We start from the raw sequence: 25,884 nt of genomic DNA, 5'->3' as shown, positions 1-25,884 counted from the left end.
TCACTGCAGCCCCGAGGACGTCGAGAACGGCAACGAGGTTATTGGGCGGACCTTCTCCGACTCCCGTGTGGTGTCTGTAGAGACTCGGTTTGCAACGCATCGTCGGAAATCTGGATCTGCGCCTGGGATCTGGATTTTCGACGATGCGAGACTGAACCGACGGCCTTACTCTGGTCGTCATTTCGAGAACACGCCTCGCGATCAGTGCGCGGCAGAGTCCTTCGTTCCCTCGGTGAGAACCAACTCCACTGCCAGCAGTGCCGCGCAGGCCAGACCGGCCACCAATTCCGGGACGGCGGTGAAAGTACCGCCCAGGATCACCGCAATAGCGACGCCGAATGGCACGAGGGTTCGCGTAGACGAATCGTGCAATCGGATGTGAATGAACCACAGTGCTGCCAGGATGACGGCCACCGGCACCGTGACGGCCGCACCGGTCACCAACGCGCTGCCTTCGGCGTGGCCGGTCCAGTAGTCGACGCGGGAAGCCAGGCCGGCACCGATGGCAGCGGCGGAGGCAAAGATGAAGTAGTGCCCGAAACCCCAGACGAAGGGCGAGACGTTGTCGCCGCCGAGAGCGTCGCCGGCGTTTCGCTGGAAGTACAGCCACCACAGGCTGAAGACGATCAGGATTCCGCCGACCACGACGTACGCCACTTTGGCCGCCGGATGTTCACCGGACACCGCGTCTTGAATCGCGACGGTGGTGGACAGAATCGTTTCGCCGAGAACGATGATGAAGAACAGTGAGTACCGCTCGGCGATGTGGTGTGGATGCCAGGGCGTCATTCCCGGCTTCTCCGACCACACCGGCACAGCAAATTCGCACAGCACCAGGAACAGGAACGTCGGAACGTAGATCGCGGCCGGTACAAAGTAGAAGCCGATCCACCCGAGTTGAACGAGCACGATGCCGAGGGCGTATCTACGGGCGGTGAGTGCGTGTTCGGGATCGTTCCTCGACACTCGAACCCATTGAATCACCAGGGCTATTCGCATGATGACGTAGCCGAGAATGATCAGCAGCGGATCGTTGTCGAAGAAGCGCGGAATCCCGGCTGCCAGTACCAGCGCGCCCAGAATCTGGAAGATCGTCAGAAGTCGTGCAATGCCGTCGTCGTTGTCGTAGGCGGAGGCAAACCACGTGAAGTTGAGCCACGTCCACCAGATTGCGAAGAACGCCATCGCGAAGTGCCCGACACCTGTGGCCGCGTGCCCTTCACTGATCGCGTGGTGAAGGCCCGTGGCTGCCTGGGCAACTGCCACGACAAAGCACAGGTCCGTCAGCAGTTCGAGTGGTGTGGCTACTCGATGTGCCTCATGCGGATCACGGGGAACCAACGGCCGGATGAATGAATTGATACGACTCACGGTTCGCAGAGTAGCGCTCCGATAGCGGATGCGCTGGACCCACTCAGCGAGATTGTCCACTACAGCCGGGTTTGTCGTGATACGTGTAGAGGGAACAACTCCTGTCTGCGGTAGTCCTGCGGCAGTGACAATCAGCCTGCGGGCTCAGTCGCGTAACGAGGTAGTTCTCCATGTCCATTGCACTTTCCGAAGACCAGCGCGCTCTTGCGCAGTCGGTTCGCAGTTACATCTCGCGAGCGGACCCACTCGCCGAGGCTCGCGAGAGTCTCGACAATCCGACGCACGAATTGCCGTCGGGGTGGTCGACTTTCGCCGAGCTTGGCTGGTTGGGCGTCCACCTGCCGGAGGAATACGGTGGCGCCGGGTTCGGCTTGCCTGAATTGTCCGTGGTGGTAGAAGAATTGGGATCCGCGGTGACTCCCGGGCCGCTGCTTCCGACGGTGTGGGCATCGGCGGTGATTGCCGCGGCAGGAGCTACCGAACAACAGGCCGAACTCCTTCCGGGCCTGATCGACGGAACCGCCGTCGCAGCAGTCGGAATCGCCGCGACGGCCACCCTATCGGGCGTCAGTGTCGAGATTGCCGAACCTGTCGAGGTTCTGTGCGCCGCGATGGCCGACATTCTTCTGGTCGCGATCGGTGAGGACGTTGTTGTACTACGGCGCGAACAGGTACAGATCACCGGAGCTCCGACGCTCGATCCGACGCGCCCGCTCTCTGCGGTGACCACAAACGGTAGCGTCGACGCCGTTGCGGTTCTGCCCGGCGCGAGTGCCAACGCAGTGTCGATCGGACGCACCCTGGCGGCTGCCGAAGCCGCGGGCGTGATCACCGCGGCCACGAACCTGGCTGTCGAATATGCCAAGGCCCGCTTTGCTTTCGGCCGCGCAATCGGCTCCTTCCAGTCGGTAAAGCACATCCTTGCCAACATGCTCGTGGACCGCGAAATGTCGACCGCTGCAGCGTGGGATGCGGCCCAGGCAGCCTCCGACAACAAGGATCAGAGCGCCCTCGCCGCAGCTGTTGCCGTGGTGACCGCCCTCCCCGCCGCCATGCGGGTAGCGCAGAAGTGCATCCAGGTGCACGGCGGAATCGGCTACACGTGGGAGCACGACGCCCACCTGTATCTGCGTCGTGCGGGCGCATTGAACGCCTCCTTCTCCCCCGTTGTCGCGCGAGCCGATATCGCCGACGCCACCGCCGCCGGGATCCGACGCGAATCGAGCATCGAACTGCCCGCCGAGGCCGACGAGTACCGCACGCAGGCTCGGGCTTTCGTCAAAGAAGCCGTCGCGGCACCTGCTGATCAGCTTCGACGCCTACTCGTCGACTCGGGTTATGCCGTTCCCCATTGGCCGAAGCCGTGGGGCCGCGGCGCGGGCGCCGTTGAGCAGTTGGTTCTGGAAGAGGAACTGTCGGCACTCGAGTTGCCGCAGTACGGAATCGGCGAATGGGTCCTCCTTACCGTTGTCGGACACGGCACGGCGGAACAACACGAACGCTTTGTCGACGCCAGCCTCATGGGCACCGTGAAATGGTGCCAGCTGTTCAGCGAACCCGGCGCCGGTTCCGACGCAGCAGGCATCACTACCAGGGCTCGGCACGTCGACGGCGGCTGGATTGTCAACGGCCAGAAGACCTGGACCAGCGGCGGTGTGACCTCCACGCACGGCATGGCAACTGTTCGCACCGACCCGGAGGCGCGAAAGCACAAGGGCATCACCATGATGCTGATCGACATGTCTGCGCCCGGCGTGCAGGTGCGTCCGATCAAGCAGATCACCGGTGATTCTCATTTCTCCGAGGTATTCCTCGACGACGTGTTTGTTCCCGATGCCGATGTGCTCGGTGAAGTCAACGGCGGCTGGGGAGTTGCGCGGTCCGCACTCGGAAACGAGCGTGTCACCATAGGCCGGGAACGACTCGGTCTTGGCGTCACCTACAGCATCCACGATCTGTTCACCGTGGTGCGCGAACAGAACTCGGGCATGGATGACACGGTGGCCGACCTGGTTGCCGAGGATCTGGCGCTGCGGGCATTGACCACCCGAATCGCGGAACTCGCGGTGCTCGGCGCAGGACCGGGCCCCGAGGGCGCGGTCCTGAAACTCGTCGGCAGCGAACACGGTCAGCGACTCGCCGACGCCGGACTGCTGCTCTCCGGCTTCCTGCCCGCAGGCAGCGAACTGAAAATGCCTGTCCATCACAGTTTTCTGGAAGTGCGCTTCCAGACCATCGCCGGTGGTACGTCGGAAATCCTCCGCAACCAGATCGGCGAACTCATTCTCGGACTACCCAGGGAGCCAGCTCTTGCCTAACTCAGTTGATACCTCGCTCACCGGTCGCACCGCTGTCGTCACCGGCGCCGGAGCCGGCTTGGGCCGCACCGAAGCACTCGCATTGGCCTCTCGCGGTGCCAGTGTCGTGGTCAACGACATCGGTTCTGCTGCAGACGATGTCGTGCGCGAAATCGAAGCTCTCGGATCCCGTGCTATTGCGGTGACCGGCGACGTCAGCGACTGGTCGCTGGGAGATCGCCTGGTGGAAGCCGCGGTCGATACCTTCGGCAGCTTGGACATCGTGGTCAACAACGCCGGAATCACCCGCGACGCGATGCTCTTCAACATGACCGAGAAGCAGTGGGACGACGTCATCGCGATTCACCTCAAAGGCCATGCGGCGCTCTCCCGCTCGGCTGCGGTGCATTGGCGCGCCGCGGGCAAGGCTGCTGGTGGCCCGGTGTACGGACGCGTCATCAACACGGCGTCCGAAGCGTTTCTGCTCGGCGGTGCTGGTCAAGCCAATTACGCTGCCGCCAAAGCGGGCATCGTTGCACTGACGCTGTCCACCTCACGTGGACTGGCGAAGTACGGCGTCACCGCCAACGCGATCTGCCCACGTGCCCGCACCGAGATGACGGCCGGCGTCTTTGCCGACGGCGAACCGGATACGGGACTCGACATCATGGCACCCGAACGTGTTGCCACCTTCGTCTCTTTCCTGGCAACTCCGGCAGCACAGACGATCAACGGCCAGGTGTTTGTCGTCTACGGCGACATGGTGGCGTTGATGGCCCCGCCCACGGTGCAACAGAAGTTTGTTGCCGCGGACGGGGTCTTCACAGTAGAAGAGTTCGCAGATCAGCTGGTGCCCTATGTCGCCGAACTACCTGCGGGACAAACCTACACCGCGAGCAGCATCATCGAACTGGATACAACTGGCACCTAACCACTGTGCGCCTTTGTTAACCGCCCGCGGTTAACAAAGGCGCACAGCACGCTAGCTCGGCAACATCGCCAATCGGCCATGTGCGCGAAATTCCGCTTCTATGGCGTCTCGGCCACCGTCGTCGAGTAAGACGTACTCACGCGTTCGTCCCACCCTGGTGTACACGGAATCGTCTGTGGCCCAAGCTGCGCGCCGTAGCGGCGTCTTGTTGACCTTGTTGCTTCCGGTCAAGGGCAACCGATCGATGACCCGAACGAATCGTGGCCACCACTTTGCGCCCATGTCCGGCTGCTCGTCGAGGAAATCACCGAAGCTCTTGGGGTCGAAGCTCACGCCGTCTTCCATCTCGACCACAACCATGACCTGGTCACCGGTCCGCGGGTCCGGAACGGCGAAAATCGGGGCGGCAGCCACTCCCGGAACCCGTTGCAAGACACGCTCAACCGGCGCGGCAGAGAAGTTCTCGCTGTCCACGCGCAACCAGTCGGAAGACCGTCCGGCAAAGTAGAAGTAGCCGTCGCTGTCGCGGTAGGCCAGGTCGCCGGACCAGAAATCGGCGCCCTTGACTCGATCCGCCATCGCCCCGGGGTTCTTGTAGTACCCCTCGAACGTGTGAGCCAGGCCGATTGCCACCATCTCACCGATCGCCTCGGCGTTGACCAGACGACCGTCGCTGTCGAATTCCGCAGGCGGGCATTCGATACCTGTCGCTTCGTCGAGAACCCGGATGTCGAGACCGTTCTGCGGAATACCCAGAGAGTCCCGGGGCGTCTGCGGTGTGCGCCCGATCCGGAACACCCCTTCGCTGAGCCCGTAGCCCTCCATCACGGTGCATCCGTACCGCTCGGAGAATCGTCGGACGTCGGTTTCCGACGCCTCGGTGCCGAAGGCCAACTCCAGGGTGCTCTGCGCATCCCGGGGATCTTCGGGGCTGCTCAACGTGTACGACAGTGCCCGGCCGACATAGTTGACGTACGTGACGCCGTAGCGGTGGATATCCGGACCGAACTTGCTGGCCGAGAACTTCCTTGTCATGGCAACCGTCGCGCCGACGCACATCGCCGGCGCCAGGTTCAACATCACCGCGTTGCCGTGGAAGAGCGGCATGCACAGGTAGGTCACGGAATCGCGGCGCAGCGATACCCGATCGACCATGGCAGCTGTCAAGCGTGCCAGCCGTCCCTGTCCGACGATCACGGCCTTCGGTGCACCCGTCGAACCGGAACTGAAGAGCAGCAACGCTTTTTCTTCCGGTGTCGGCACAGTCTCGGGTAATGCTGCTCCGCGGAACGGCGCCAGGAAGTCGGCGTACTCGGGGCTGTCGATGTTCAGGATGCGCTCGGGTGGCAGACCGTGGCCCGTGCCGTCGACGAGATGCGCCAAGGCGTTCTCGGTGATGACGACGTCCACGTCTCCGTGGCTGATGTCATGTGCCAGCTCCGCGCCACTGCGACTGGCGTTGATACCGACAACGGCCGCGCCGGCCAAAGGTCCGGCGCCCAGCCAGAATACGAAGTCCGGAACATTCTCGAGCAGGATGCCCACGTGGATCTGACGGTCGCCTGGTTGCGGCACCAACGACGTCAATGCCGCTGCACGATCGGCACTTTCCTGCACCACCTCACGCCACGACCACGAAGTGTCCTCGTATCGAAGTCCAACTTTGTCGTCCTCGGCGCGGCTTCGAATGATTTCTGCGTACGTATCCACGTCGCTCCTTACTTCAGTAGTTCAGCCGGCACCGGGGCGGGCGGGTTGAAGGTGAGATAGTCCCCGGGGAAGCCGTCCTCGTCGAGGTCGTCGGGCTGCCAGCCGGCGAGCAGACCACTGCCGTCGAGCGCATGTACGGAACGACCGAACTCTTTGAGCAGGGGCAGACTGTATGCGACACGGCCGGTTACCTCGGACGGTTCAGCAGTGCAGAGCAGGAGTGCCGCTTCGGCCATCGTGTCCTCGGGTTCGGACGGCCATCCCGGAACCGCTGCGGCAGCGTGCTCGGTTGCGACGCCACGGTTGGGCGCAAGCGAATTCACCGCAATGTTGTCGCTGTACAGCTCCATCGCGGATCCGGTGCTGATCCGGTCCATCATCGCCTTCGTTCCGCCGTACAGAACTGATCCGGCCAGCGGATGCGGCGCAAAAGGCGGCCCGACGCGTGGCCCGGCCTGCCGGGACGAGATGTTGACGATCCACCCCGCGCCGTTCGCGCGCATGCTCGGGATGACCGCCTTCATCAGGTCCCAGGTGTTCCACACGTTCGTTTCGACGGAGTCGTAGAACCACTCTCGCGGCATGTCCGCAAACATTGTCTCGTAGCGCCGCGACGCAGCCACGTTGTTGACGAGGATGCTCACCGGTCGTCCGAAGCTGTCCTCGATCCGCGCGATCAGTGCGGCGCGATCGAGTTCAGGAGTCCCCAGATCGACGGCAAAGCTTTTCGCGGTTCCTCCTGCCGCATTGATCAATCCGACGGTTTCCTCGAGCGAGCCTTGCAGGCTTCCGTCGCCGGCACGCAATGTGCGCGAGACCGCCGCGACCGGTATCCCCTCTGCTGCAATGCGTCTCGCAATCGCCCGGCCGATTCCCCGGCTGGCTCCCGTGACGACCGCGAGGCCTGTGAATCTGGTGCTGTCATTCGTCATGCGTTACACCTTCCATTTCCCCGACCACCGTGTCGGGCTGGGTTCCTTGACGCGTCCGCTACCGCAGAACTTGCGGCAGAGGACCAAGTTGTACAAGCTGACGGCCGCGGTTCCGGCCGGTCAGTACGTTTTCCAATGCCTGCGGGGCATTCTCCAACCCGTCTACGACGTCCTCGCGATAACGCAACCGCCTTGCGTCGAGTTGTTCGATTGCCCACTCGCGGTAGCGCGGATAGTGCTCGTAATGGTCGTACACCACAAAGCCTTGAATTTTCAGTCGCTTGCGAAGAACCGGGCGCAGTGGTGGCCCGAAGTCGGCTTCGGCGCCGTTGTACTCACTTGCCATGCCGCACACCACAACCTGACCGAAGTCGTTGAGCTGCTCGAACACCGCGGCCAGCGTCTCACCGCCGACATTGTCGAAATACAGGTCGACGCCATCCGGGCAGGTCCTCGCCAGTCCCGCAGCGATCGTCTCGTCGGTCCGATCGATGCAGTCTGCAAAACCGAGTTCGTTCACGACGTAGGCGACCTTGTCACCACTTGCGATGCCGACGACGCGGGCGCCGGCCAGCGCAGCCAATTGTCCGGCCACCATCCCGACGGCGCCGCCCGCAGCCGAGATCACCACCGTCATACCGGCTTCGAGCGTCGACGCGAAGTGCAGTCCGCAGTACGCCACAAATCCCGGCCTACCGAGTACTCCCAGTTCCGCTTCCAGTCGAAATCCCGGACGTGGCTCCAACAAGTCCAGGTGCTCGCCTCGGACCGTGTGAAAGACCTGCCACGTATTTCCGCCACGAACCAGGTCCCCTGGCACAAAATCCGGGTGCCGCGACGTGACAACCTCACCAACCAACGCACCGTCGAGGCCTGCCTGTGGTGGGCTCACCCCTGCCAGCACTATGTCGCCGATCCCGGCCACCGCTCCGAGCGGTCCCGGGCGTCCGTCAGCGGACGGTAGCCGCCGCCTGGCGCTGGGATCGATCGCCAGATAGCAAGCCCGGAACAACACCTCACCGTCTTGCGGCTGCTGAATGGAAGCCATCTCGACCGAAAAGTCTTCCGCCTGTGGAAGACCCTGGGGTGCGCGCAGCACGCGCACCGCCAGGTTCTCCCCCGTGGTCATACAGGTGCGCCGATCGAAGCACCCTTCTCCAGAACATTGCCCAGTTCCATGCCGATCGCGCCTGCGCTGCCGAGCGAGAAGGCGATCTGACGCCCCCACAGGAAGTAGCGATGGATCGGGTAGTCGACATCAGCGCCGATACCGCCGTGCAGATGCTGGGTTGCGTGAACAACTCGGAGTCCACCGCGCGATGCCCACCACTTGGCCACCAGTGCAGCAGCTTCCGCTTCACTCTCCACTCCGGTGTCCATCAGCCAGGCCGCGCGTTGCGCGGTCAGTCGGATGCTCTCGGTATCGAGATACGCGTCGGCGGCCCGGACGGATACAGCCTGGTTGGTGGAGATGGGTCGACCGAACTGGATACGCTCCGAGGTGTACTTTGCTGCCATGGCCAGCGCTTCTTCGCACACACCAACAGCCAAGGCTGCCAGAGCAACCCGAGCTCGACGCAGCGTCCACTCGTAGATGGCCGCGCCGTCGCCAGGCAGAACGTCAACGGCGCTGACGGTGGCCCCGTCGAACTGCACAGTGCTGTTACTTTCACGGTTTGTCACGCTCAACGTGGTGCGCGAAAGACGATCGGTGCGCACGATCATCACGCTGGTTCCGCCGTCGGGCATCGCCACCGGAACAACCACAGCGTCGGCAACGTCAGCAGCGGACACCGAATCGACGATTCCGCGCAGCGTCCATCCGTCACCCGTTGCCTCTGCCCGCACCCGCAGGTTGGCACCGTGTCCGATGTCGAACGCGCCGGTGACAATCACGGAACCGTCGAGCAGTCCTGGAAGCCACGACGCTTTCTGCTCCGCGCTGCCAAACTCTGCAATCGGCAGCGCCGCCGTTGCGACGACCGACCACAGCGGTACCTGCGCAACGCGTCGACCCTGCTGCTCGAGAACTGCAGCGAGCCCAAGCATTCCGAGCCCCGCACCGCCCACCTCTTCGGGCAGGGCGATTCCCAGAACGTCGGAATCGGCCAGCACCTTCCACAGGTCGGCGTCGAAACCGCCTGCGCTCTCCACCGTACGTAGTCGGTCGACTCCGGACTTCGCAGCAAAGATCGATTCACTCAGATCCCGCACCGCGGACAGATTGTCGTCGAATTCGAATTCCATGTCAGCTCTTTTCGTTCGGTGTTGCAGCCGGGCGACGACGCGCAGCAAGCGTCATACCCAGGCACTTGGCCGCGACAATTTCACGCATGACTTCGTTGGTGCCACCGCCGAAGGTATTGTTCTGAGCGCGTCGGCCGAGGTTCTCGACGCGGCCTTCGAGCACTGCACCCGGAGTTCCCGGACGCAGCAATCCCTTGGCTCCCAGCACTTCCTGCAGCATTCCGTACGTAGTCACGACGGCTTCGGTGCCGAAGATCTTGGCGGCAGCAGAATCACCACCGCCCAAGGTGTTTGCGGCAACGTCGGCAACGAGTCGCAAGTTCATCAAATCGGCTGCACTGAGCAGCGCGTAGACCTCTGCCAGCTTTTCCCGGACCCATGGGATGTCGTAGACGTGGCCGTCACCGGCCGGTTCCGTCTTCGCCCACTCGACCACCTCGGCAAAAAGCTCGTTGGCGATACCACCGCGGGCGGCCAAGGCAACCCGCTCGTGGTTGAGCTGGTTGGTGATGAGCTTCCAACCCTGATTGAGTTCACCGACAACGTTGGTGAGCGGTACCCGCACATCTTCGTAATAGGTTGCCGAGGTGCTGATTCCACCAACGGTGTGGATTTCCGTAACGGAGAATCCGGGAGCGCTTGTCGGTACCAGTACCACCGAAATGCCCTGATGTGTCGGGGCATCCGGATCGGTGCGCACGGCCAGCCACACCCAGTCGGCAAAGACGCCGGCGCTGGTGAAGATCTTGTTGCCGTTGATGACAAGCTCGTCACCCTCGATGCGAGCTCGCGTTTCGAGAGCAGCGAGGTCGGTACCGGCGTTGGGCTCGGTGTAGCCGATGGCAAAGATCAACTCGCCGGCCAGGATCGGGCGCAGGAAGAAGTCCTTCTGCGCCTGGGTTCCATGCTTGATCAACGCGGGGCCAACCGTGTTCAACGTGACAAGCGACAGCGGTGCATTGGCGCGAATCACCTCGTCGTAGAACACGTACAGAGCTTCGGGGTTCTCCCCGCGGCCACCGAATTCTTCCGGCCACCCCAAGCCCAACCAGCCGTCCTTGCCCATCTGGCGCAGGATGCGATCGAAGACGGGTCCGCCTTCGGTCTGATCGACCAACGCGCGGCGATCCTCGTCGTTGATGATTTCGGCGAAGTACGCGCGCAATTCCTTGCGCAGAGTCTTCGACTCCTCTGACAAATCCAGGTACATGGGTAAGACTCCTCGAGAATATGGCTAGGAGCGCGGCAGGCCGAGAACGCGCTGCGCGATGACATTGAGTTGAATTTCGACGGTTCCGCCGCCGAAGAGAATCGATGGCAAACCGATGTGATCGATGCCGTAGTTGGCACGGGGATCGACCACTGCCGCACGTGGTCCCAGCAAACGGAGCAGATCTCGCGAACCCTCACGTTGGGCCAGTGCGTTGTATACCTTGGAGACGCTGATCTCGGCGCCGGGTTCTTGACCGGCCAGTCGGGCCGAAACGCCGCGCAGGTTCATGGCGGAGAGTGCCAGTTCGCGAGAAATACTGCGCCCCAGACCTTCCACTGCATCCTCGCGCGAGCAGTCGTGACTGCCGTCGGCGATAACCTGACGGAACTGCTCACTCGAACCGTGATGCAGACGCGAACCCATGCTCAGACGTTCGTTGGACAGTGTGGTCGCTGCAAGCTTCCAGCCCTGTCCCGGTTCGGCAACCAGGCACTCGTCCGGGACGAACACGTCGTCCAGGAACACCTCGTTGAACTCCGACTTGCCGGTGGACTGCTTGAGCGGCCGGACGTCGATGCCCGCCGACGTCATGTCGACCAAGAAGTACGACAGCCCACGATGTTTCGGAGCATCCGCGTCGGTGCGGGCGAGGCAGACGCCCCAGTCCGCTTCGTGCGCACCCGAGTTCCAGACCTTCTGCCCCGAGATGACCCAGCCGCCGTCCACCTTGCGCGCCTTGGTGCTCAATCCGGCCAGGTCGGAGCCTGCTCCCGGCTCGCTGAAGAGTTGGCACCAGATGATGTCTGCGCGCAGAGTCGGGTCGACGAACCTGTCCTGCTGCTCGGCATTGCCGTGTTCGAGAATCGTCGGCAGCACCCATTCGCCGATCACTGTGGACGGTTGCGCCCATCCACGCGTGGCGAACTCGTGAGCGATCACTGCCTGTTCCTGGGGACCTGCCCCCAAACCGTAGGGTTCGCGGTAATGCGGGGCAACAAGTTTGGCCTCGGCAAAACGAGCACGCCTGGCGCTTCCCTTGGCCGGAGCCCAACTCGCGTCGGTGGTTCCGTCGTCTGGCAGCAGTTCCACGTCGGCAAACACCCGACGTACTTCAGCCCGCAAGTCCGGCAACATGTCGGGATCGACAAACGAGAAGTCACGAACCGCGTCAGCAGAGCGCTCACCCAGTGTGTGTGCCCACCTCTCCTCCGCACCGACAACAGCCGCGATGCTGAGCGCGCGACGCCAGTACAGATGCGCGTCGTGCTCCCAGGTGAAGCCGACGCCGCCGAGCAACGTGACACATTCGAGTGCGTTCTCGATCCCGATCGGCAACGCCGCAAGAGCAGCCTGAGCGGAAACGAGCGTCTGCTGGTCCACGTCGTGTTCTTCCGACCGGGCTGCGTCCCAGGCTGCTGCACAGGCAATTTCGGAACGCACGAGCATCATGGCCGCTTTGTGCTGCACGGCCTGGAAGCTGCCTACCGGGCTGCCGAACTGAACCCGAGTCTTGACGTACTCGACTGCTGTGCGCAGCGCCCAACCCGCAAGCCCGCTGGCCTCGGCGGCGTACACGGTATTGACGATCAACTCGACGCGGTGCGGCGATAATCCGTCGACAATCTCCGCGGCCGACACCTGATGCTCGGTCAGAGTCAACGTGCCGATGGAGCGTGTCAGGTCGATTCCGTCCTCGACCTCCACTACCGCGGTGGCTGCCGGCGTAAGCCGGAACCACAGCGCACCTTCGCTGCTACGAGCCTGTACCAGAACGACATCCGCGCCGGGCAGGCCAAGGGCGGGGTCGGCAGTACCACTGACAGTCCACCCGGCGGCCGAGCGCTCCGCAACCAGAGAACCGCTGCAGACCGCACCGGTGGCACCATTTCCCAACTCGCCCAGCATGGTTGCCGCCGCGCTACCGGAACCGGCCGCAAGGACTCCACCGGTGATGACAGTCGGAACATACGATCCGGGGTAGAGCGTCATTCCCAACTGCTCGACGACCACTGCAAGTTCTGCAAGACCGGCACCGTCACCGCCGTATTCCTCCGGCAGATGCACCGCATGCAGACCCTGGCTGACCAACGCCTTCCAGGAATCCGGTTGCTCGCCGGCTGCGTAGCGCGTGAAATTGGCTCGGGTATCGGCAACTGCGCTGTTGCGGGCCGCAAACGCGGCTACCGCTTCGGCGAGATCACGGTGGTCTTCGAGCAGGGACAGTGCCATGGTGGGTTCCTCAATCTTCGGTTTCTACTTCGGCGTCAGATACGTTCGAGAATCAGACAGGTGGTTGCGGCCGACGCGCAGATCGCGATGAGGGCGATGGACTTGTCGCGTCGTTCCAATTCGTCGATCGCATTGGCCAACAGACGAATACCGGTTGCCCCGGCCGGGTGACCGAGCGCAATGGCGCCACCGTTGACGTTCAGCAGGTCGTGGTCGACGCCGTGTGCTTGCGCAAAGGACATGGGCACCGAGGCAAACGCTTCGTTGACCTCGAAAAGATCAATGTCGGCGATCGTCAGGCCCGTGCGTTCCAACACAATGGACGCGGCGTCCACGGGACCGTCGAGCATGAACTCGGTGTCGCCGCCGATGACGCATTGCGCCAGTATCCGGGCCCGCGGCCGCACGCCCAGTGCCGAAGCGCGAGTTGCCGACATCAGCAGAGCAGCACTCGCACCGTCCGAGACCTGCGAAGACGTTCCAGCGGTGTGCAACCCACCCTCTTGAACGGTGCGCAGCTTGGCGAGACCTTCCAGGCTCGACTCGCGCAGTCCCTGATCACGGTGAACCGGAGTGTCCGACCCTGGAACCACCACGTCGATGATGTGCGAGTCGAATCGGCCGGCGTCCCACGCTGCAGCGGCCCGCTGTTGCGAGCGCAGCCCGAAGGCGTCGAGATCCTCGCGGCTGAAACCACGTTTGACGGCAATACGATCTGCTGCGGTGTACTGATCGACGGTATCGAGTGACCACGACTCGGGCCGCGGCGTTCCGAGACCGGTGCCCACCTTGTAGGTGAGCGGAGCCCGCGACATCAGTTCCACCCCGCAGGCCACGCCCACGTCGACGGCTCCGATGGCAATCTGGCCCGCCAGCAACTGCACCGACTGCTGCGCGGTTCCGCACTGAGCGTCGATCGTGGTGCAGCCCGCCTTCAGCGGAAGCCCGGCATGCATCCAGGATGTCCGCACGATATTGCCGAACTGTTCACCGAGCGGCGTGACGCAGCCACCGATGACCTGATCGACGGCCTTCGGATCCACTCCCACCCGATCCAGCACACCGGACTGCGCATAACCCAACAGTTCCGCCGCGTGAACACCGGACAGCCATCCCTCACGCTTGCCGAACGGTGTTCGTGCAGCGTCCACGATGACGGGCTTCATGCCAACTCCTCGGTTCGTAATGCTGTCAAGTCCGGTAGTGCTGTTGTGTCCGGTAATGCAGTTCCGTCCAGACCGCGCACGGTCAAGGCCCACTCGTCGATCAGGTCCAAGCTGACGCACGAACGCGCGGTGAACTCGGTGTCGCAATCACACAGCGCCGTGACCGCTTCCACCATTTGTTCCATAGATTCGACCTGATCCGGCCGAATAGTCTCACCGACCAGGACTCTTGCGCCCTCACTGAGCACCGCTGCCCGCGGTTCGATCGTGTTGACGCGCACGCCCTCGCCGTAGAGTTCGACACCCATGCCGTTGCTGATGCGGTTCAGCGCGGACTTGGAGGCGCCGTACACGGTCATCGCGGTTCCCGGTTCGATCAAGGTGAACGGCGGACCTTGCCACTGTTTCGTGGTTCCACTGGACACATTGACGATCCAGCCGTATCCGTTTGCCACCATGCCGGGTATCACGGCTTGCATCAGGTCGAGTGGCGCGTGGACGTTTGCCTCGAAGACCACACGCCGCCGACGGAGCGGGTACTCGGACAGCGGCGCGTATATCGCTGCTGCCGCGTTGTTCACCAAAATGTCGATAGTCCCGCCGAGCTTCTCGATTGCCTGAGCCACGACGGTGTCGCGCTGCTGCTCGTCGGTCAGATCCGCGACCACTATCTCGACCTTGGTTCCGTACTTCGCAATTCGAGCGGCAGTCTCCTCGAGACTGCCAGGCAGGGTCGCGTGGGCACCGAGCGTCCGCGCCACGAGGGCGACGTCGGCACCCTCCGCTGCCAGTCTTTCTGCGACGCCCGCACCGATTCCGCGACTGGAACCGGTGACAAGCGCCCGGCGGCCGTCAAAGCGCCTCGTCATGCTATTTGAACTTCGAGGCGAAGCGATTGATGCTCTCGGCAATCCGGGCAACTTCGTCGTCACGCAGGCCGTGACTCATGCCGAGCGTCATTCCTCGGGCAAAGACCGCGTCGGCTTCCGGCAATCCTTCGGCCGGCTGACGGAACTCGATATTGTTCATCATCGGGTGACGAGTGACGTTGCCGCTCCACACAGTTCGGGTGTCGATGCCGTCGGCCTCGATGGCTTCCTGCAGGTCGCTACGCGTGAATGGTGCGTTCTCGTTGATCATCACGGGGTAGCACAGCCACGCCGTATCGAGACCGTCGAGTTCTACCGGCGTCGTGAAGAATTCGGGGTGAGCACCGTACGCCGCCGTGAAAGCAGCAAACGTGGCCTTACGCGTCTTGTAGTTCTCTTCCAGCTTGTCGAGCTGCACGACGCCATAGGCTGCGCCGAGCTCGGAGGGCTCGAAGTTCCACGACATGAGCTCGAAGATGAAGTCGTTGTCGTAGTCGACGCCGTCGAGTGTTTCACGGAAGACTCGGCCGGACTTGTTGCTGCCGAACAGGTTCGGCTCGCTACGACGGCCCCAGCGGCGAAGCAGCAGAGCCTTGTCGCGGCTGGCTTCGTCGTCGACACACACCATTCCGCCGGTTCCCGCGCACGTGATGATGTGTGCCATGGAGAAGCTGGTGACAACGATGTCCGCCCGGGAGCCGGTCGGAGTGCCGCGGAGCGTGGCTCCGATCGCGTCACACGAATCTTCGATCACCTTGAGCCCGTGGCGATCTGCGATATCGCGAATGACGTCCCAGTCCGGGCAGTTGCCGGCCAGGTTCGGCATCAGGATGGCACCGGTCTTCTCGGTGACCATGGCCTCGATCTTGGTGACGTCGACGTTGAACGTGTTGGGTTCAACGTCCACGAACACCGGCACCAGGCCGGCACGCACGATCGGTGCGATGTCGGTGGAAAACGTCAACGGCGATGTGATGACCTCGCTACCGGCGGGGAGTCCGAGCAGCTCGACTGCCAAGTACAAACCCGAGGATCCCGAGTTGCACATGACGCCGAACTTCTTGCCCGCCAAGGCCGCGATGCGTTCTTCCATCTCGAAGACGTTCTTGCCGATGCGCAGCCCCTGGTGCCCGCTGCGCAGTACGTCGACAACCGCCTGTATTTCTTCCTCGCCGTGGGTGGCCCTGGCGTAGGTGATCCGCTCGCTCATCTTTGTTCCTGCTTTCTCGAATATGTGCGGCAGATTCAGCGATCTGCCGAGAGGACGAGCGCACTGTGTGGGACGGGAGAACCGCCGGTCACGAGCACGTTGTCCAGAGTTTTGGTGGGTTGGTTGGTGGAGGTGCCGCGAATCAGGCGAACGCCTTCGGCAATTCCGTTGACGCCGTGGATGTATCCCTCACCGAGTTGACCGCCGTGTGTGTTGATCGGCAGGCGGCCGTCCAGTTCCAGATTGCCGTCGGCAATGAAGTCCTTGGCCTCGCCGCGTCCACAGAAGCCGTACTCCTCGAGCTGCAGCAGCACCATCGGGGTGAAGGCGTCGTAGAGAATCGCGGCGTCGATGTCGTCGGGGCCGATACCGGCCTGGTTCCACAACTGACGAGCGACCAGTTCGACCTCCGGCATGCTGTCGATGTCGTCACGGTAGTAGCTGCTCATCGAAATCTGTTGTGGACCAACACCTTGTGCTGCTCCGGTGATGATGGCCGGCTTGTGCGGCAGATCCCGTGCGCGCTCCGCGCTCACGATGACCAACGCCTGCCCGCCGTCGCTCTCCTGGCAGCAGTCCAGCAGACGGATCGGATCGGCGATCATGCGCGAGTTCTGATGATCCTCGATCGTGATCGGCCGCTCGTAGAACCAGGCTTTGGGGTTGTTGGCAGCGTGCTTGCGTGAGAGGACCGAGATCTGCCCGAAATCCGCACTGGTTGCACCGTACTTGTGCATGTAGAGCTTGGCCAGGAACGCTTCCTGCTGAGCGGGAGTGAGTAATCCGTACGGGTTGATCCAGTTCCGGTATTCCTGGTCGGTGGTCTGGTTGTACGCAAAGGCGGGCGGACCGGCCCCGAAGCGATGCCCGGAACGCTCGTTCATGGCGCGGTAGACGACCACGACGTCGGCAACACCGCTCGAAACGGCCAGTGCGGCCTGCTGAACGGGCGCACACGCGCCGCCACCGCCGTGCGGGATCCGACTGAAGAAGCTCAGTTCCGGGATACCGAGGGCGCGCGCGACGGCGATCTCGGGGTTGTTCTCCATGGTGAACAGCGAAAATCCGTTCACCTCTTCTGCCTCGATCTGAGCGTCGTCGAGCGCGGCGATCACCGATTCGCACGCCAACTGCCATTCGCTGCGCCCGGAATTCTTGGAGAACTCCGTCGCTCCGATGCCGGCGATTGCCGCTGCTCCGGAAAATCCTCGACTCATGCCGACACTCCTTCTACCGGTGCCACGGTCACCTTGGCACTGACGTGTGTTCCTCGTTCGTTGCGTCCGACCACGGCGATCGTGACGGCCGGGCCGACCTTCTCCACTACCTCGCCGGTGAAGGTCATCGTGTCACCGGGAAAGTTCGGAACTCCCAGCCGCAGTGAAGTTTTGACGATCCGAGAATTCGGTCCGGACCAATCGGTGATGTACCGGTCGATGAACCCGTTCGTGGAGTTGATGCTCATGAAAATGTCCGGGGTGCCACGTTCCTGGGCCTTGCCAGGATCGTGGTGCACGTCCTCGAAATCCTGCGACGAGATGGCCGCCGCGACGATGAGCGTCCGGTCCAGCGGCAGTTCTAGTGTGGGAAGGTTCGAGCCCACATCACACTGGGGAAAGGTCATCTCTCAGGCCTCCCCGCGGCGCCGAAGCTGCGGCAGGATCTCACCGTGAGCGTGCTCGGAGAAGCCGACTTCGAGTTCCATGCCGAATGCCAAGTCGTCGTGGTCGATTCCGGCGATGTCGGCAACCAGACGGGTCCCTTCTTCCAGGTCGACCAAGCCGACGGCAAGCGGGTACTCGAAGGCGGGATCCTTGGGGTGGTGAATCACCGTGAAACTGTGCAGTGTGCAGCGACGCGTGGATTCGACTGTGTCCCAACTGAACGAACGGCACGACGGGCAGGCGGGCGCAGGTGGGTGGCGAAGCGTCTTGCAGTCGGCACAACGCTGAATCTCGAGACGGCCTTCCTTGGCTGCCTCGAAGAAGAAGTCGTTGTCTCCGGTGACGGTCAGCCCCGGCACCGAGGTCCGGGGAACAGGTACTGCGTTTGTCGATGTTTCGGCCGCGCTCATGCGGGCACCTCCTGCGTGTCGGGGTTGAACCTCAAGATCCGAAATCGCTCTTCCACCAAGGTCTTGCCGTTGCCGTCTACGTAGTTCTTGAACAACGTGATGAAACAGCCGTGCCCGAGGCCGGTCTGCTTGAAAGGCGATATGGACTCGATCGTGAAGTGAGCGGTGACGTGGTCGCCCGGATTCAGTTCCGCGAAGTACTCCTGCTCCACATTGGTGGCGACAACCGAGGTGTAGCCGGCTTCGTCGAGCAGTGCGAGTAGGCGTGAGTAGGAAAAGTCCTCGGTGACGCCGTCGGCGCGGAGCTGCTGAACCTCGCGATAGCGCCGGTACCCGGACATCACCCAGGTCGAGATCATCGCGGGCGGGCAGACGACGTCGCGCCTACCGGTCGCCCTGGCCGCGTCGGCGTCCACGTAGACCGGGTTGTTGTCCTCGTGTGCTTCCACCCAGTTGCGAATCATCGCCTCGTTGACGGCGTAACGCGCAACTCGTGGCGGTTCGGCCTCCGTCCCGATGAATTGCGGGAACTGTGCCTCCAAGCTCTGCACTGAAACCTCCAGTAGGGTTAGAGTTGATCAAGCGCTTGATCCTGAAGTTAGCATAGGAGCCGGAAAGTTGAAATACGGCGCCGGATCACACCTGATCGGGTACGAACTCAGGCCGTCAGGCAGGATTGCTCGAAAGAGAACACCTGCCCGAAACGGGACAGATCAGCAGCGGAGAGCATGTGGCAGCCACACCCGATCGTCGAGACACAATCCTGGAAAGCTCGGCCGAACTGTTCGCGAAGAAGGGCGTCGCATCCACGACGGTCCGCGACATCGGCGAATCAGCAGGCGTGTTCTCCGGCAGCCTGTACCACTACTTCAAATCCAAAAACGCGATTGTCGCCGAACTGCTCCGGGTCTTCATGGCGGATATTCAGGAACGGTTCAACCAGGTCGAGCGCTCGGCCGACGGGCCGGAGGCGGTGTTGCGGGGCCTCATCCGGGAGACCTTGATCGTGATCGAACTTCACCCGCACCCCACCGCGATCTACCAGAACGAACGGACATACCTTCGCGACAACGATCTGCTGCAGTCCGTCGACGGCCCCTCTCGCGAGGTTCGCGAGCATTGGCTCAAGGCCATTGCGGAAGGCGTCGAACAGGGGATCTTTCGCAAGGACATCGCCCCCGAGATCTTCTATCGGTCGGTGCGCGACACCTTGTGGTCGACAAACCATTGGCCGGACCGCCAGAAGTACACCACCGAGGAGTTTGCCGATCTGATGATCACGCTCTTCCTCTCCGGTTTCCGAATCCCGCCTAAATCCTGAGTTCCGGCAGCTCGATATCGATCGAGGTGCGGCCTTGCGGGAGCAGGAACGACACTCCGAAGACAACCACCGCGCACGCAGCGCACACCAGATAGGCGACGGCAAAACCTGCCCACGACGTCGAATGCTCACTACCGGCGACAACATAAGCGGCCAGGATAGTTGCCACCGTCGCACTGCAGAGAGTGCTGCCGGAGGTACGCAACAACGAGTTGACCCCGTTTGCCGCCGCAAGGCGCTGACGCGGCACCGCTACGAGAATAAGCAGCGAGAGGGTGCTGTAGACGATCGCGGTTCCGATAGCCGTAATGAACAACGCGACAACCACTCCCCACAGGGGTTTACCCGCAACAGCGTGAATTCCGTAGCCACCGGCAAGAAATGCAGCGCCGGTCAACATCGCTGTACGCGAACCGAATCGGTCGGTGATGCGCACGGCGACCGGCGAGAACAGAACCATCGCGATGCTGGCGGGAATCTGGCACAGCGCCGCGGCGATGATGGTCAACCCGTATCCGGCCCCAGGACCCTGTGCGCCTTGCAATAACTGCGTGGTGATCAGCGTGTTGCCGAAGAACGCAAAGCCGACCAGAAGCGCGGCGATATGCGGGATCAGCACCGCACGCTTGACCAGGGCGCGAACGTCCACCAGAGGATTGACATTGCGTCGTTGCTGAAACACCCAGAGCGTGAAGAGAAGCGCCGACGACAACAGCATCGAGATCACCGAACCGCTCGCCCATCCCCAACTGCTGCCCTGTGTCATCGGGACAAGCAGCAAGACGAGCGCGGCGCTCAGGCCCACCGCACCGACCCCGTCGAAGCGGCCGGACGGACTGACTTCCGACTCACGGATGAACAACGCGGCGGCAAGAGTCACCGACAACCCGATTGCCGTGGTGATCCAGAACAGCACATGCCAGTTCGAGTACTGAGCGATCATCGCCGAGAACGGAATACCAAGGGCGGTACCAACTCCGAGCGTCGAACTCATCATGGCGACGGCGCCGTTCACCTTGTTCCGGGGCAGTTCGTCGCGCAGCAGGGAAATTCCGATGGGGATGACAGCGGCGCCTGCACCTTGGAGAGCGCGCGCGAAGATGAGCACGGAGATATTCGAGGACACCGCGCACAGCATCGATCCGAGCGTCATCAAGAAGAACGCGACCAACAACATTTTCTTCTTGCCGAACATGTCGGCCAGACGCCCGAAGATGGGCGTGACGACGGCGCCGACCAGAAGTGTCACCGTCACAAGCCAAGACACCGCGGTGCGACTGGCGCCGGTGAAGTGCGGAAGTTCGGGAAGCAGCGGAACTATGACGGTTTGCAAGACGGCCTGAAAAACAGCGCCTGCGGAAACGATGGGGAACAGGAAACGGGAGCGCGCTACAACCGGTGGGACTGCTGGTGCACGGTCCAGCGTCGTCAACCTACCGCCACCTGTTCTCTAATAGTAAATATCCGTTCACCTACAGTAGGTGAACGGATATTTACCCCGCAAGTACAGTGACTACGATCACCCGTCGAGAAGTTTCTGCACCAACGGCGCATAAATCGCGACAACCTCGGCCTGAGTGCCCGTCGCGTGACCGGCCAACATCCGTCGACGCATGACGGCCACTCCGGCCACCATCGACATCGCCAATTCGGCGCGTAGTCGCGCGTCCGGCCCCGACAACCGAGCGGCCAGCGCGTCGATCATCTGCGTCGAATAGTTCTCACGCAGTTTGCGGTTGCTTTCCTCACTCACCCCACTCATGAAGAGCAGGCTCACCGACAACGGCTTGTACGGTTCCTGCGGTTTGGTGAACAGCGACACCATCCGCTCACCGAGAGAATCGTTCGGAGCGTCGAAAACGGTATTCGCCGCCGCCCGGAAGTCGACCAACTCGTCGTACAACTGCTCTTTCGAACCGAAGTACTTGATGATGAGCGGTGCGCTGACCCCGACGTCTTCCGCGATGTCCTTGAGCGTGATTTCTCGATAGGGCCGCGTAGCGAAGGCCTTGCCGGCAGATTCCATGATCTGCGCGCGCGTCTCCTCCGAACTACGACGCCCCGACCGTGTACTCGTCATCAGGCGTTCCTGGACAATTCGCGGCGTCCGGACAATGCCCTGCCCAAGGTCAGCTCATCCGCGAATTCGAGATCGCCACCCATCGGCAGACCGGAAGCCAAGCGCGAGACCGTCAAACCCGGAATGTCGCGCATCATCCGAACCAGATACGTCGCCGTTGCCTCCCCCTCGGTGTTGGGATCGGTCGCGATGATCACCTCGGACACGTCCACGCCATCCTCTTGGTTTGCGATGCGGGCCAACAACTCCCGAATGCGGAGCTGATCCGGCCCGACGCCGGACAACGGATTGAGTGCTCCACCGAGAACGTGATAGCGCCCCTTGAACTCCCTCGTCCGCTCCACCGCCTGAACGTCTTTCGGTTCTTCTACGACGCAGATCACCGTTCGGTCGCGACGAGAATCCGCGCAGATCCTGCACTTCTCCTGATCGGACACAGTTCCGCACACCGTGCAGAACTGAACGCCGTCGCGGATGCGCTGCAGTGCATTCTTCAACCTGTCGATCTCCGGCGGTTCAACCGACAGAAGATGAAAGGCGATGCGCTGGGCGCTCTTGGGACCGACCCCGGGAAGTTTCCCGAGTTCGTCGATCAGATCCTGAACGGGACCTTCGTACACGCGGGCTCGTCTCTAGAAACCGGGGAGACCGGGAAGGCCTCCGCCGAGTCCGCCGGCCAAGGGGCCGAGCTTCTCTGCTGCAACATCCTGAGCCTTGCGCGATGCGTCTTCGATGGCGCCGATCACAAGATCCTGCAGGGTTTCGACATCGTCAGGGTCGACGACCTTGGGATCGATCTGCAGACCGACCACCTCACCGGTGCCCTTGACCGTGGCAATAACCAGTCCGCCACCGGCCTGGCCGGTCACCTCCGCCTGAGCCATTTCCTGCTGCGCAGCCATCAACTGCTGCTGCATCTGCTGAGCCTGAGCCAGCAATGCGGACATATCGGGTGCTCCACCTGGTTGCACGTGCGGTCCTTTCTCCAGAGTTATCCCCACCAGCGTAGTCGGTGCGCGCTACCGTGAGCGGGTGCGCCGAAACCCGTCAGAGATCACAAAACTGCCTAATCGTCGTAGCCTCACGCTTGGTGTGGCTCTCGCAGCTACCTTGATCACCGCTGGATGCACTATCCCGACGGGCACAGCCGAGAGCGCCGCTGCGGTCACACCGGCGGCTGCGCCCGCTACCGAACCACTTATCGGCAAAGTCGTCTTCCTCGATCCCGGACACAACGGCGCGAACGACGACACCATCGACACCCAGGTCCCCACCGGCCGCGGCGGCACCAAGAACTGCCAGACCACCGGTACCAACACCGACGCCGGATTTGCCGAACACACCTTCAACTGGGAAGTCACAAGCCTGGTCAAGAGTGAACTCGAAGCCGAAGGCGCCACCGTCCTCCTGAGTCGGCCAGACGACACGAGCGTCGGATCATGCGTCGACGCCCGAGCCGAGGCAGCCAATGCGTCCGGCGCCGACATCGTCGTCAGCATTCACGCCGACGGCGCCGACGCCAGTGCAGAAGGCTTTCACGTCTGCTACTCCGCGCCGCCCCTCAACCCCGTTCAGGCCGGACCTTCCGTGACACTGGCCGAAACCATGCGCGACTCCTTGATCGGCGCCGGACTCACACCGTCGACGTACATCGGCGAGAACGGCCTGTCGCCACGCGCAGACCTCACCGGACTCAATCTGGCGCAGCGGCCGTCGATTCTCGTGGAACTGGGCAACATGCGTAACGCCGACGAAGCCGCCCGGATGAGCAGCCCCGCAGGCCAAGCCGAATACGCCTCGGCGATCTCGGATGGCGTGCAGGCGTTTCTGACAAGCCAGTAGTCAGCTTTCTGTGGACAACCTTCCTGTGGATAACCACGGCTTATCCACAGGCTGATTTCGCAAGCGCCACAGCGGCGCCGCGCCAGCTACCGTTCCGGCATGGGCACGTTCCTTCAAGCAGATCTTGATGCACTACAGCAACTTTCGACGGATCTCCAAGCTCGAGCCGACGAGGTTGCCGGAGTCGACGCCATCGCACCGGTCGCCGACGCCTATCTGTTCATGGCCGGGCGAATCTCGGCATTGGCAGACGCCACCGCCCACACCGCGCGCCTGCTCGGAGCGGCAGACCGTGACTTCGCTGCCGCGCTTCACAGGATCTGAATTTCGATGCGTCCGACTATCTCCGACGTTCACGCCTTCTCACCTGAGCCACTGCGAACCGCGAGTTCCCAACTGATCGAGGCAGATCGGCGGGTCGAAGACATACTCGACGCGGCCCGACGCACGGTAGAGCGCGAATTCGACGTCTGGAAAGGCGAAGCGGCAACAGCGGCCGCCGCCGAACTCTCGGCCACACTTCGCGTGTCCGGTCGAATCTCCATTGCCGTACGAAATGTGGCGGACTGTTATGCCGGAGCGGCAAATACGCTCGGTCATGCGTACCGCGCAGTCAACATGATCGTCGACGACGCGACTCTCACGCACGGTCTGACCGTCACCGACAACGGCGAGGTCTTTCCGCCGGCACCTGCAACACCGGGGAGTCTTGCAGACATTCTGCAAGGAGACCACTATGCCGAGGCTGCAGCAACTTTTGGCATCAGGCTCTCCGAGGCCCTCGACGCCGTGAAGCAGGCCGACCACACTGCCGCCGAGGCTTTGGCAACGGCATTCGGCCAACTCGCAGAGCTTCTGGGTCCTCCGGTCGCGGTTGTCAGTGACCCCATAGGCCTTCCCGGCAACCCCGCCGCACTGAGCAACTACTGGAACACCCTCTCCCCCAGTGAAAAAGACGCACTGGCGCTGCGCTATCCGGCAATCGGGAATCGAGACGGACTCCCCGCGCTTGACCGCGACTACTACAACCGGCGCTACTTGGAATCGATGCGCGAATCTTCGGCAAGTACCTACGCCGCCGTCGCCGCAGAGCTGCGGCCGGACATGTTCCTCCTGTCGGTGAGCCCCGACGGACACACCGCCATCGCACTCGGAAATCCCGATACCGCAGACAATGTCGCAACCCTGGTTCCCGGAACGGGGACCACCGTCGCCGGAATCGGCGGAGACCTTCAGAGAACCAGGGCGATGTACGACGCGGCCCGCGTGGCGTCGCCCGGATCCGTCAACTCGGTCATTCTCTGGTCCGGATACGATTCTCCACCAACCATTCCCGGTGCGGGGCTCGACCGCTACGCCGACGCTGCCGCACCCGCGCTGGACGCATTCCAAGACGGCTTACGCGCGTCCCACGACGGTCCTGCCTCGCACAACGTGGTCATCGGGCATTCCTACGGCAGCACCGTCATCGGCGCCGCCACCACCGACGGAGGCTCACTGAACGTCGACGATCTGGTCTTCGTCGCGAGCCCAGGTGTCGACGCGGAGCGCGTCGACGAATTGCGACTCGATACGACGGCGGAAGCCGATATGGGTGAACACGTCTACGCAACAACAGCATTCTGGGACCCCGTGCAGCTGATACCGAGAGCGCTCGGGATACACGGTTTCGATCCGGCCGACCCCACGTTCGGCGCCCAGGTATTCACGAGCGCACCAGGCTCACCGGGATTGGCAGTGCACAGCGACTACTGGAATGCAGAAAATCCGGCCCTGAAAACTCTGGGCCGGATCATCAGCGGGAAGTGAGCAGGAACTACCCGAGTTCACGCTTGAGGTTGTCAAGCACCGTAGCCTGAATGCGCTGCAAGCCCTTGGGCGCAAACGTCCGCTCGAAGAATCCGCCGATACCCGTAGCGCCCTGCCACTGCGTCAGCGTTGTCACGGTGGTACCCGTTCCGTTGGGGGCCACGGTCCACGTGGTCACCATGCTGGAATTGGCATCCTTCTCCGTGATGACGTTGCCCTCGACCGTGACCGTCGCCTTGACGTTGCGCGAACGCTTTTCCGTCGCCTTGAGGGTCCACTCCGCAACTGTTCCGTTGCCCTGGCCACCACTGAGCACCTTGTAGTCGAGGTACTGCTCCGACAGAATGCGCGGGCGCACCGTCTCGTAATCGGAGAGTGCCGCGAGCACCTGCTCCGGTGTATGTGGAACGACCGTCGAACTCATTGCGTTGACCTGACCCATTACCCGTACTACTCCTCAGTTGACTACCTGCATGCTGCACAGACCCTTGTTTCCATACTGCCTGTTCCTGCCCGGTATCTCGACTATCGACCAGATCATGTGAGCTGGTTCACTATCGGTGCCGCGAATCCGCGACCGTTT

General features: G+C 62.5%; 25 protein-coding genes. 6 read left to right on the top strand and 19 right to left on the bottom strand.

Annotated elements, in window-relative coordinates; translation table 11 throughout:
• Positions 1 to 201: 201 nt before the first annotated feature.
• A complete protein-coding gene (locus C7T36_RS15715; protein WP_045066873.1) occupies positions 202 to 1,371 on the bottom strand; it encodes a low temperature requirement protein A in 1,170 nt (389 codons plus the stop codon).
• A 170-nt stretch (positions 1,372 to 1,541) separates the two neighbouring features.
• Here C7T36_RS15715 and C7T36_RS15710 point away from each other — a divergent pair, with 170 nt between their 5' ends.
• Positions 1,542 to 3,689 (top strand): acyl-CoA dehydrogenase, encoded by a 2,148-nt coding sequence (locus C7T36_RS15710; protein WP_045066515.1) that lies wholly within the window; start codon positions 1,542 to 1,544, stop codon positions 3,687 to 3,689.
• Positions 3,682 to 4,599, top strand: coding sequence for a 3-oxoacyl-ACP reductase (locus C7T36_RS15705; RefSeq protein ID WP_045066514.1), 918 nt, complete (start codon positions 3,682 to 3,684; stop codon positions 4,597 to 4,599). The genes C7T36_RS15710 and C7T36_RS15705 overlap by 8 nt, the downstream gene beginning before the upstream one ends.
• A 51-nt stretch (positions 4,600 to 4,650) precedes the next feature.
• Here the strand turns inward: C7T36_RS15705 and C7T36_RS15700 are convergent, their stop codons facing one another.
• The 13 genes from C7T36_RS15700 to C7T36_RS15640 are packed head-to-tail and all read right to left on the bottom strand — an operon-like array spanning position 4,651 to position 18,800.
• Positions 4,651 to 6,309 carry an AMP-binding protein gene (locus C7T36_RS15700; protein WP_045066513.1) on the bottom strand — a complete coding sequence of 553 codons (1,659 nt, stop codon included), beginning with the start codon at positions 6,307 to 6,309 and terminating at the stop codon, positions 4,651 to 4,653.
• A gap of 8 nt (positions 6,310 to 6,317) precedes the next feature.
• On the bottom strand, positions 6,318 to 7,241 hold the full coding sequence (locus tag C7T36_RS15695; protein WP_045066511.1) for an SDR family NAD(P)-dependent oxidoreductase: 924 nt from the start codon (positions 7,239 to 7,241) through the stop codon (positions 6,318 to 6,320).
• Between the two features lie 58 nt (positions 7,242 to 7,299).
• On the bottom strand, positions 7,300 to 8,370 hold the full coding sequence (locus C7T36_RS15690; protein WP_052683463.1) for an NADP-dependent oxidoreductase: 1,071 nt from the start codon (positions 8,368 to 8,370) through the stop codon (positions 7,300 to 7,302).
• The gene (locus C7T36_RS15685) at positions 8,367 to 9,488 is read right to left on the bottom strand and encodes an acyl-CoA dehydrogenase family protein (protein ID WP_045066510.1); all 1,122 of its coding nucleotides are present in this window, start codon (positions 9,486 to 9,488) and stop codon (positions 8,367 to 8,369) included. Before C7T36_RS15685 ends, C7T36_RS15690 begins: the two co-directional genes overlap by 4 nt.
• Position 9,489: 1 nt before the next feature.
• On the bottom strand, positions 9,490 to 10,698 hold the full coding sequence (locus C7T36_RS15680) for an acyl-CoA dehydrogenase family protein (protein ID WP_033235880.1): 1,209 nt from the start codon (positions 10,696 to 10,698) through the stop codon (positions 9,490 to 9,492).
• A gap of 24 nt (positions 10,699 to 10,722) precedes the next feature.
• The gene (locus C7T36_RS15675; protein WP_045066509.1) at positions 10,723 to 12,930 is read right to left on the bottom strand and encodes an acyl-CoA dehydrogenase; all 2,208 of its coding nucleotides are present in this window, start codon (positions 12,928 to 12,930) and stop codon (positions 10,723 to 10,725) included.
• A 35-nt stretch (positions 12,931 to 12,965) separates the two neighbouring features.
• Positions 12,966 to 14,096, bottom strand: a complete 1,131-nt coding sequence (locus tag C7T36_RS15670; RefSeq protein ID WP_033235878.1) for a steroid 3-ketoacyl-CoA thiolase — start codon at positions 14,094 to 14,096, stop codon at positions 12,966 to 12,968.
• The gene (locus C7T36_RS15665; protein WP_033235877.1) at positions 14,093 to 14,965 is read right to left on the bottom strand and encodes an SDR family oxidoreductase; all 873 of its coding nucleotides are present in this window, start codon (positions 14,963 to 14,965) and stop codon (positions 14,093 to 14,095) included. The genes C7T36_RS15670 and C7T36_RS15665 overlap by 4 nt, the downstream gene beginning before the upstream one ends.
• A 1-nt stretch (position 14,966) precedes the next feature.
• A complete protein-coding gene (locus C7T36_RS15660) occupies positions 14,967 to 16,175 on the bottom strand; it encodes a DegT/DnrJ/EryC1/StrS aminotransferase family protein (RefSeq protein WP_045066507.1) in 1,209 nt (402 codons plus the stop codon).
• A 35-nt stretch (positions 16,176 to 16,210) separates the two neighbouring features.
• On the bottom strand, positions 16,211 to 17,392 hold the full coding sequence (locus C7T36_RS15655; RefSeq protein WP_045066506.1) for a lipid-transfer protein: 1,182 nt from the start codon (positions 17,390 to 17,392) through the stop codon (positions 16,211 to 16,213).
• A complete protein-coding gene (locus C7T36_RS15650) occupies positions 17,389 to 17,799 on the bottom strand; it encodes an acyl dehydratase (RefSeq protein WP_033235874.1) in 411 nt (136 codons plus the stop codon). Before C7T36_RS15650 ends, C7T36_RS15655 begins: the two co-directional genes overlap by 4 nt.
• Positions 17,800 to 17,802: 3 nt before the next feature.
• Positions 17,803 to 18,249, bottom strand: a complete 447-nt coding sequence (locus C7T36_RS15645) for a Zn-ribbon domain-containing OB-fold protein (protein WP_045066505.1) — start codon at positions 18,247 to 18,249, stop codon at positions 17,803 to 17,805.
• The gene (locus C7T36_RS15640; protein WP_033235873.1) at positions 18,246 to 18,800 is read right to left on the bottom strand and encodes a MaoC family dehydratase N-terminal domain-containing protein; all 555 of its coding nucleotides are present in this window, start codon (positions 18,798 to 18,800) and stop codon (positions 18,246 to 18,248) included. Before C7T36_RS15640 ends, C7T36_RS15645 begins: the two co-directional genes overlap by 4 nt.
• Before the next feature lie 179 nt (positions 18,801 to 18,979).
• On the opposite strand from C7T36_RS15640, the gene C7T36_RS15635 reads away from it, so the two are divergent.
• Positions 18,980 to 19,570, top strand: a complete 591-nt coding sequence (locus tag C7T36_RS15635) for a TetR/AcrR family transcriptional regulator (RefSeq protein ID WP_033235872.1) — start codon at positions 18,980 to 18,982, stop codon at positions 19,568 to 19,570.
• On the opposite strand, the gene C7T36_RS15630 is transcribed toward C7T36_RS15635, so the two are convergent.
• From C7T36_RS15630 to C7T36_RS15615, 4 genes are all read right to left on the bottom strand, one after another.
• Complete coding sequence (locus C7T36_RS15630) at positions 19,560 to 21,002, bottom strand: MFS transporter (RefSeq protein WP_045066503.1); 1,443 nt, start codon at positions 21,000 to 21,002, stop codon at positions 19,560 to 19,562. The genes C7T36_RS15635 and C7T36_RS15630 overlap by 11 nt on opposite strands.
• 87 nt (positions 21,003 to 21,089) lie before the next feature.
• Positions 21,090 to 21,650: a TetR/AcrR family transcriptional regulator gene (locus C7T36_RS15625; RefSeq protein ID WP_033235871.1), complete on the bottom strand. Its 561-nt coding sequence runs from the start codon at positions 21,648 to 21,650 to the stop codon at positions 21,090 to 21,092.
• Complete coding sequence (recR, locus tag C7T36_RS15620) at positions 21,650 to 22,270, bottom strand: recombination mediator RecR (RefSeq protein WP_033235870.1); 621 nt, start codon at positions 22,268 to 22,270, stop codon at positions 21,650 to 21,652. Before recR ends, C7T36_RS15625 begins: the two co-directional genes overlap by 1 nt.
• A 12-nt stretch (positions 22,271 to 22,282) precedes the next feature.
• Positions 22,283 to 22,621, bottom strand: coding sequence for a YbaB/EbfC family nucleoid-associated protein (locus C7T36_RS15615; protein WP_033235869.1), 339 nt, complete (start codon positions 22,619 to 22,621; stop codon positions 22,283 to 22,285).
• Between the two features lie 121 nt (positions 22,622 to 22,742).
• Between C7T36_RS15615 and C7T36_RS15610 the strand changes: the two genes are divergently transcribed.
• From C7T36_RS15610 to C7T36_RS15600, 3 genes are all read left to right on the top strand, one after another.
• Complete coding sequence (locus C7T36_RS15610) at positions 22,743 to 23,492, top strand: Rv3717 family N-acetylmuramoyl-L-alanine amidase (RefSeq protein WP_239654676.1); 750 nt, start codon at positions 22,743 to 22,745, stop codon at positions 23,490 to 23,492.
• A 99-nt stretch (positions 23,493 to 23,591) separates the two neighbouring features.
• Positions 23,592 to 23,816, top strand: a complete 225-nt coding sequence (locus tag C7T36_RS15605; RefSeq protein WP_045066502.1) for a hypothetical protein — start codon at positions 23,592 to 23,594, stop codon at positions 23,814 to 23,816.
• A 6-nt stretch (positions 23,817 to 23,822) separates the two neighbouring features.
• The gene (locus C7T36_RS15600) at positions 23,823 to 25,301 is read left to right on the top strand and encodes an alpha/beta hydrolase (protein WP_045066501.1); all 1,479 of its coding nucleotides are present in this window, start codon (positions 23,823 to 23,825) and stop codon (positions 25,299 to 25,301) included.
• Between the two features lie 7 nt (positions 25,302 to 25,308).
• On the opposite strand, the gene C7T36_RS15595 is transcribed toward C7T36_RS15600, so the two are convergent.
• Complete coding sequence (locus C7T36_RS15595) at positions 25,309 to 25,743, bottom strand: SRPBCC family protein (RefSeq protein ID WP_033235866.1); 435 nt, start codon at positions 25,741 to 25,743, stop codon at positions 25,309 to 25,311.
• Between the last annotated feature and the right edge of the window lie 141 nt (positions 25,744 to 25,884).

Source organism: Rhodococcus sp. AD45-ID, from assembly GCF_003023755.1.
Lineage (GTDB): Bacteria > Actinomycetota > Actinomycetes > Mycobacteriales > Mycobacteriaceae > Rhodococcus_F > Rhodococcus_F globerula.
The sequence above is the reverse complement of the archived record's forward strand: the minus strand, read 5'-3'. Positions and strand labels throughout refer to the sequence as shown.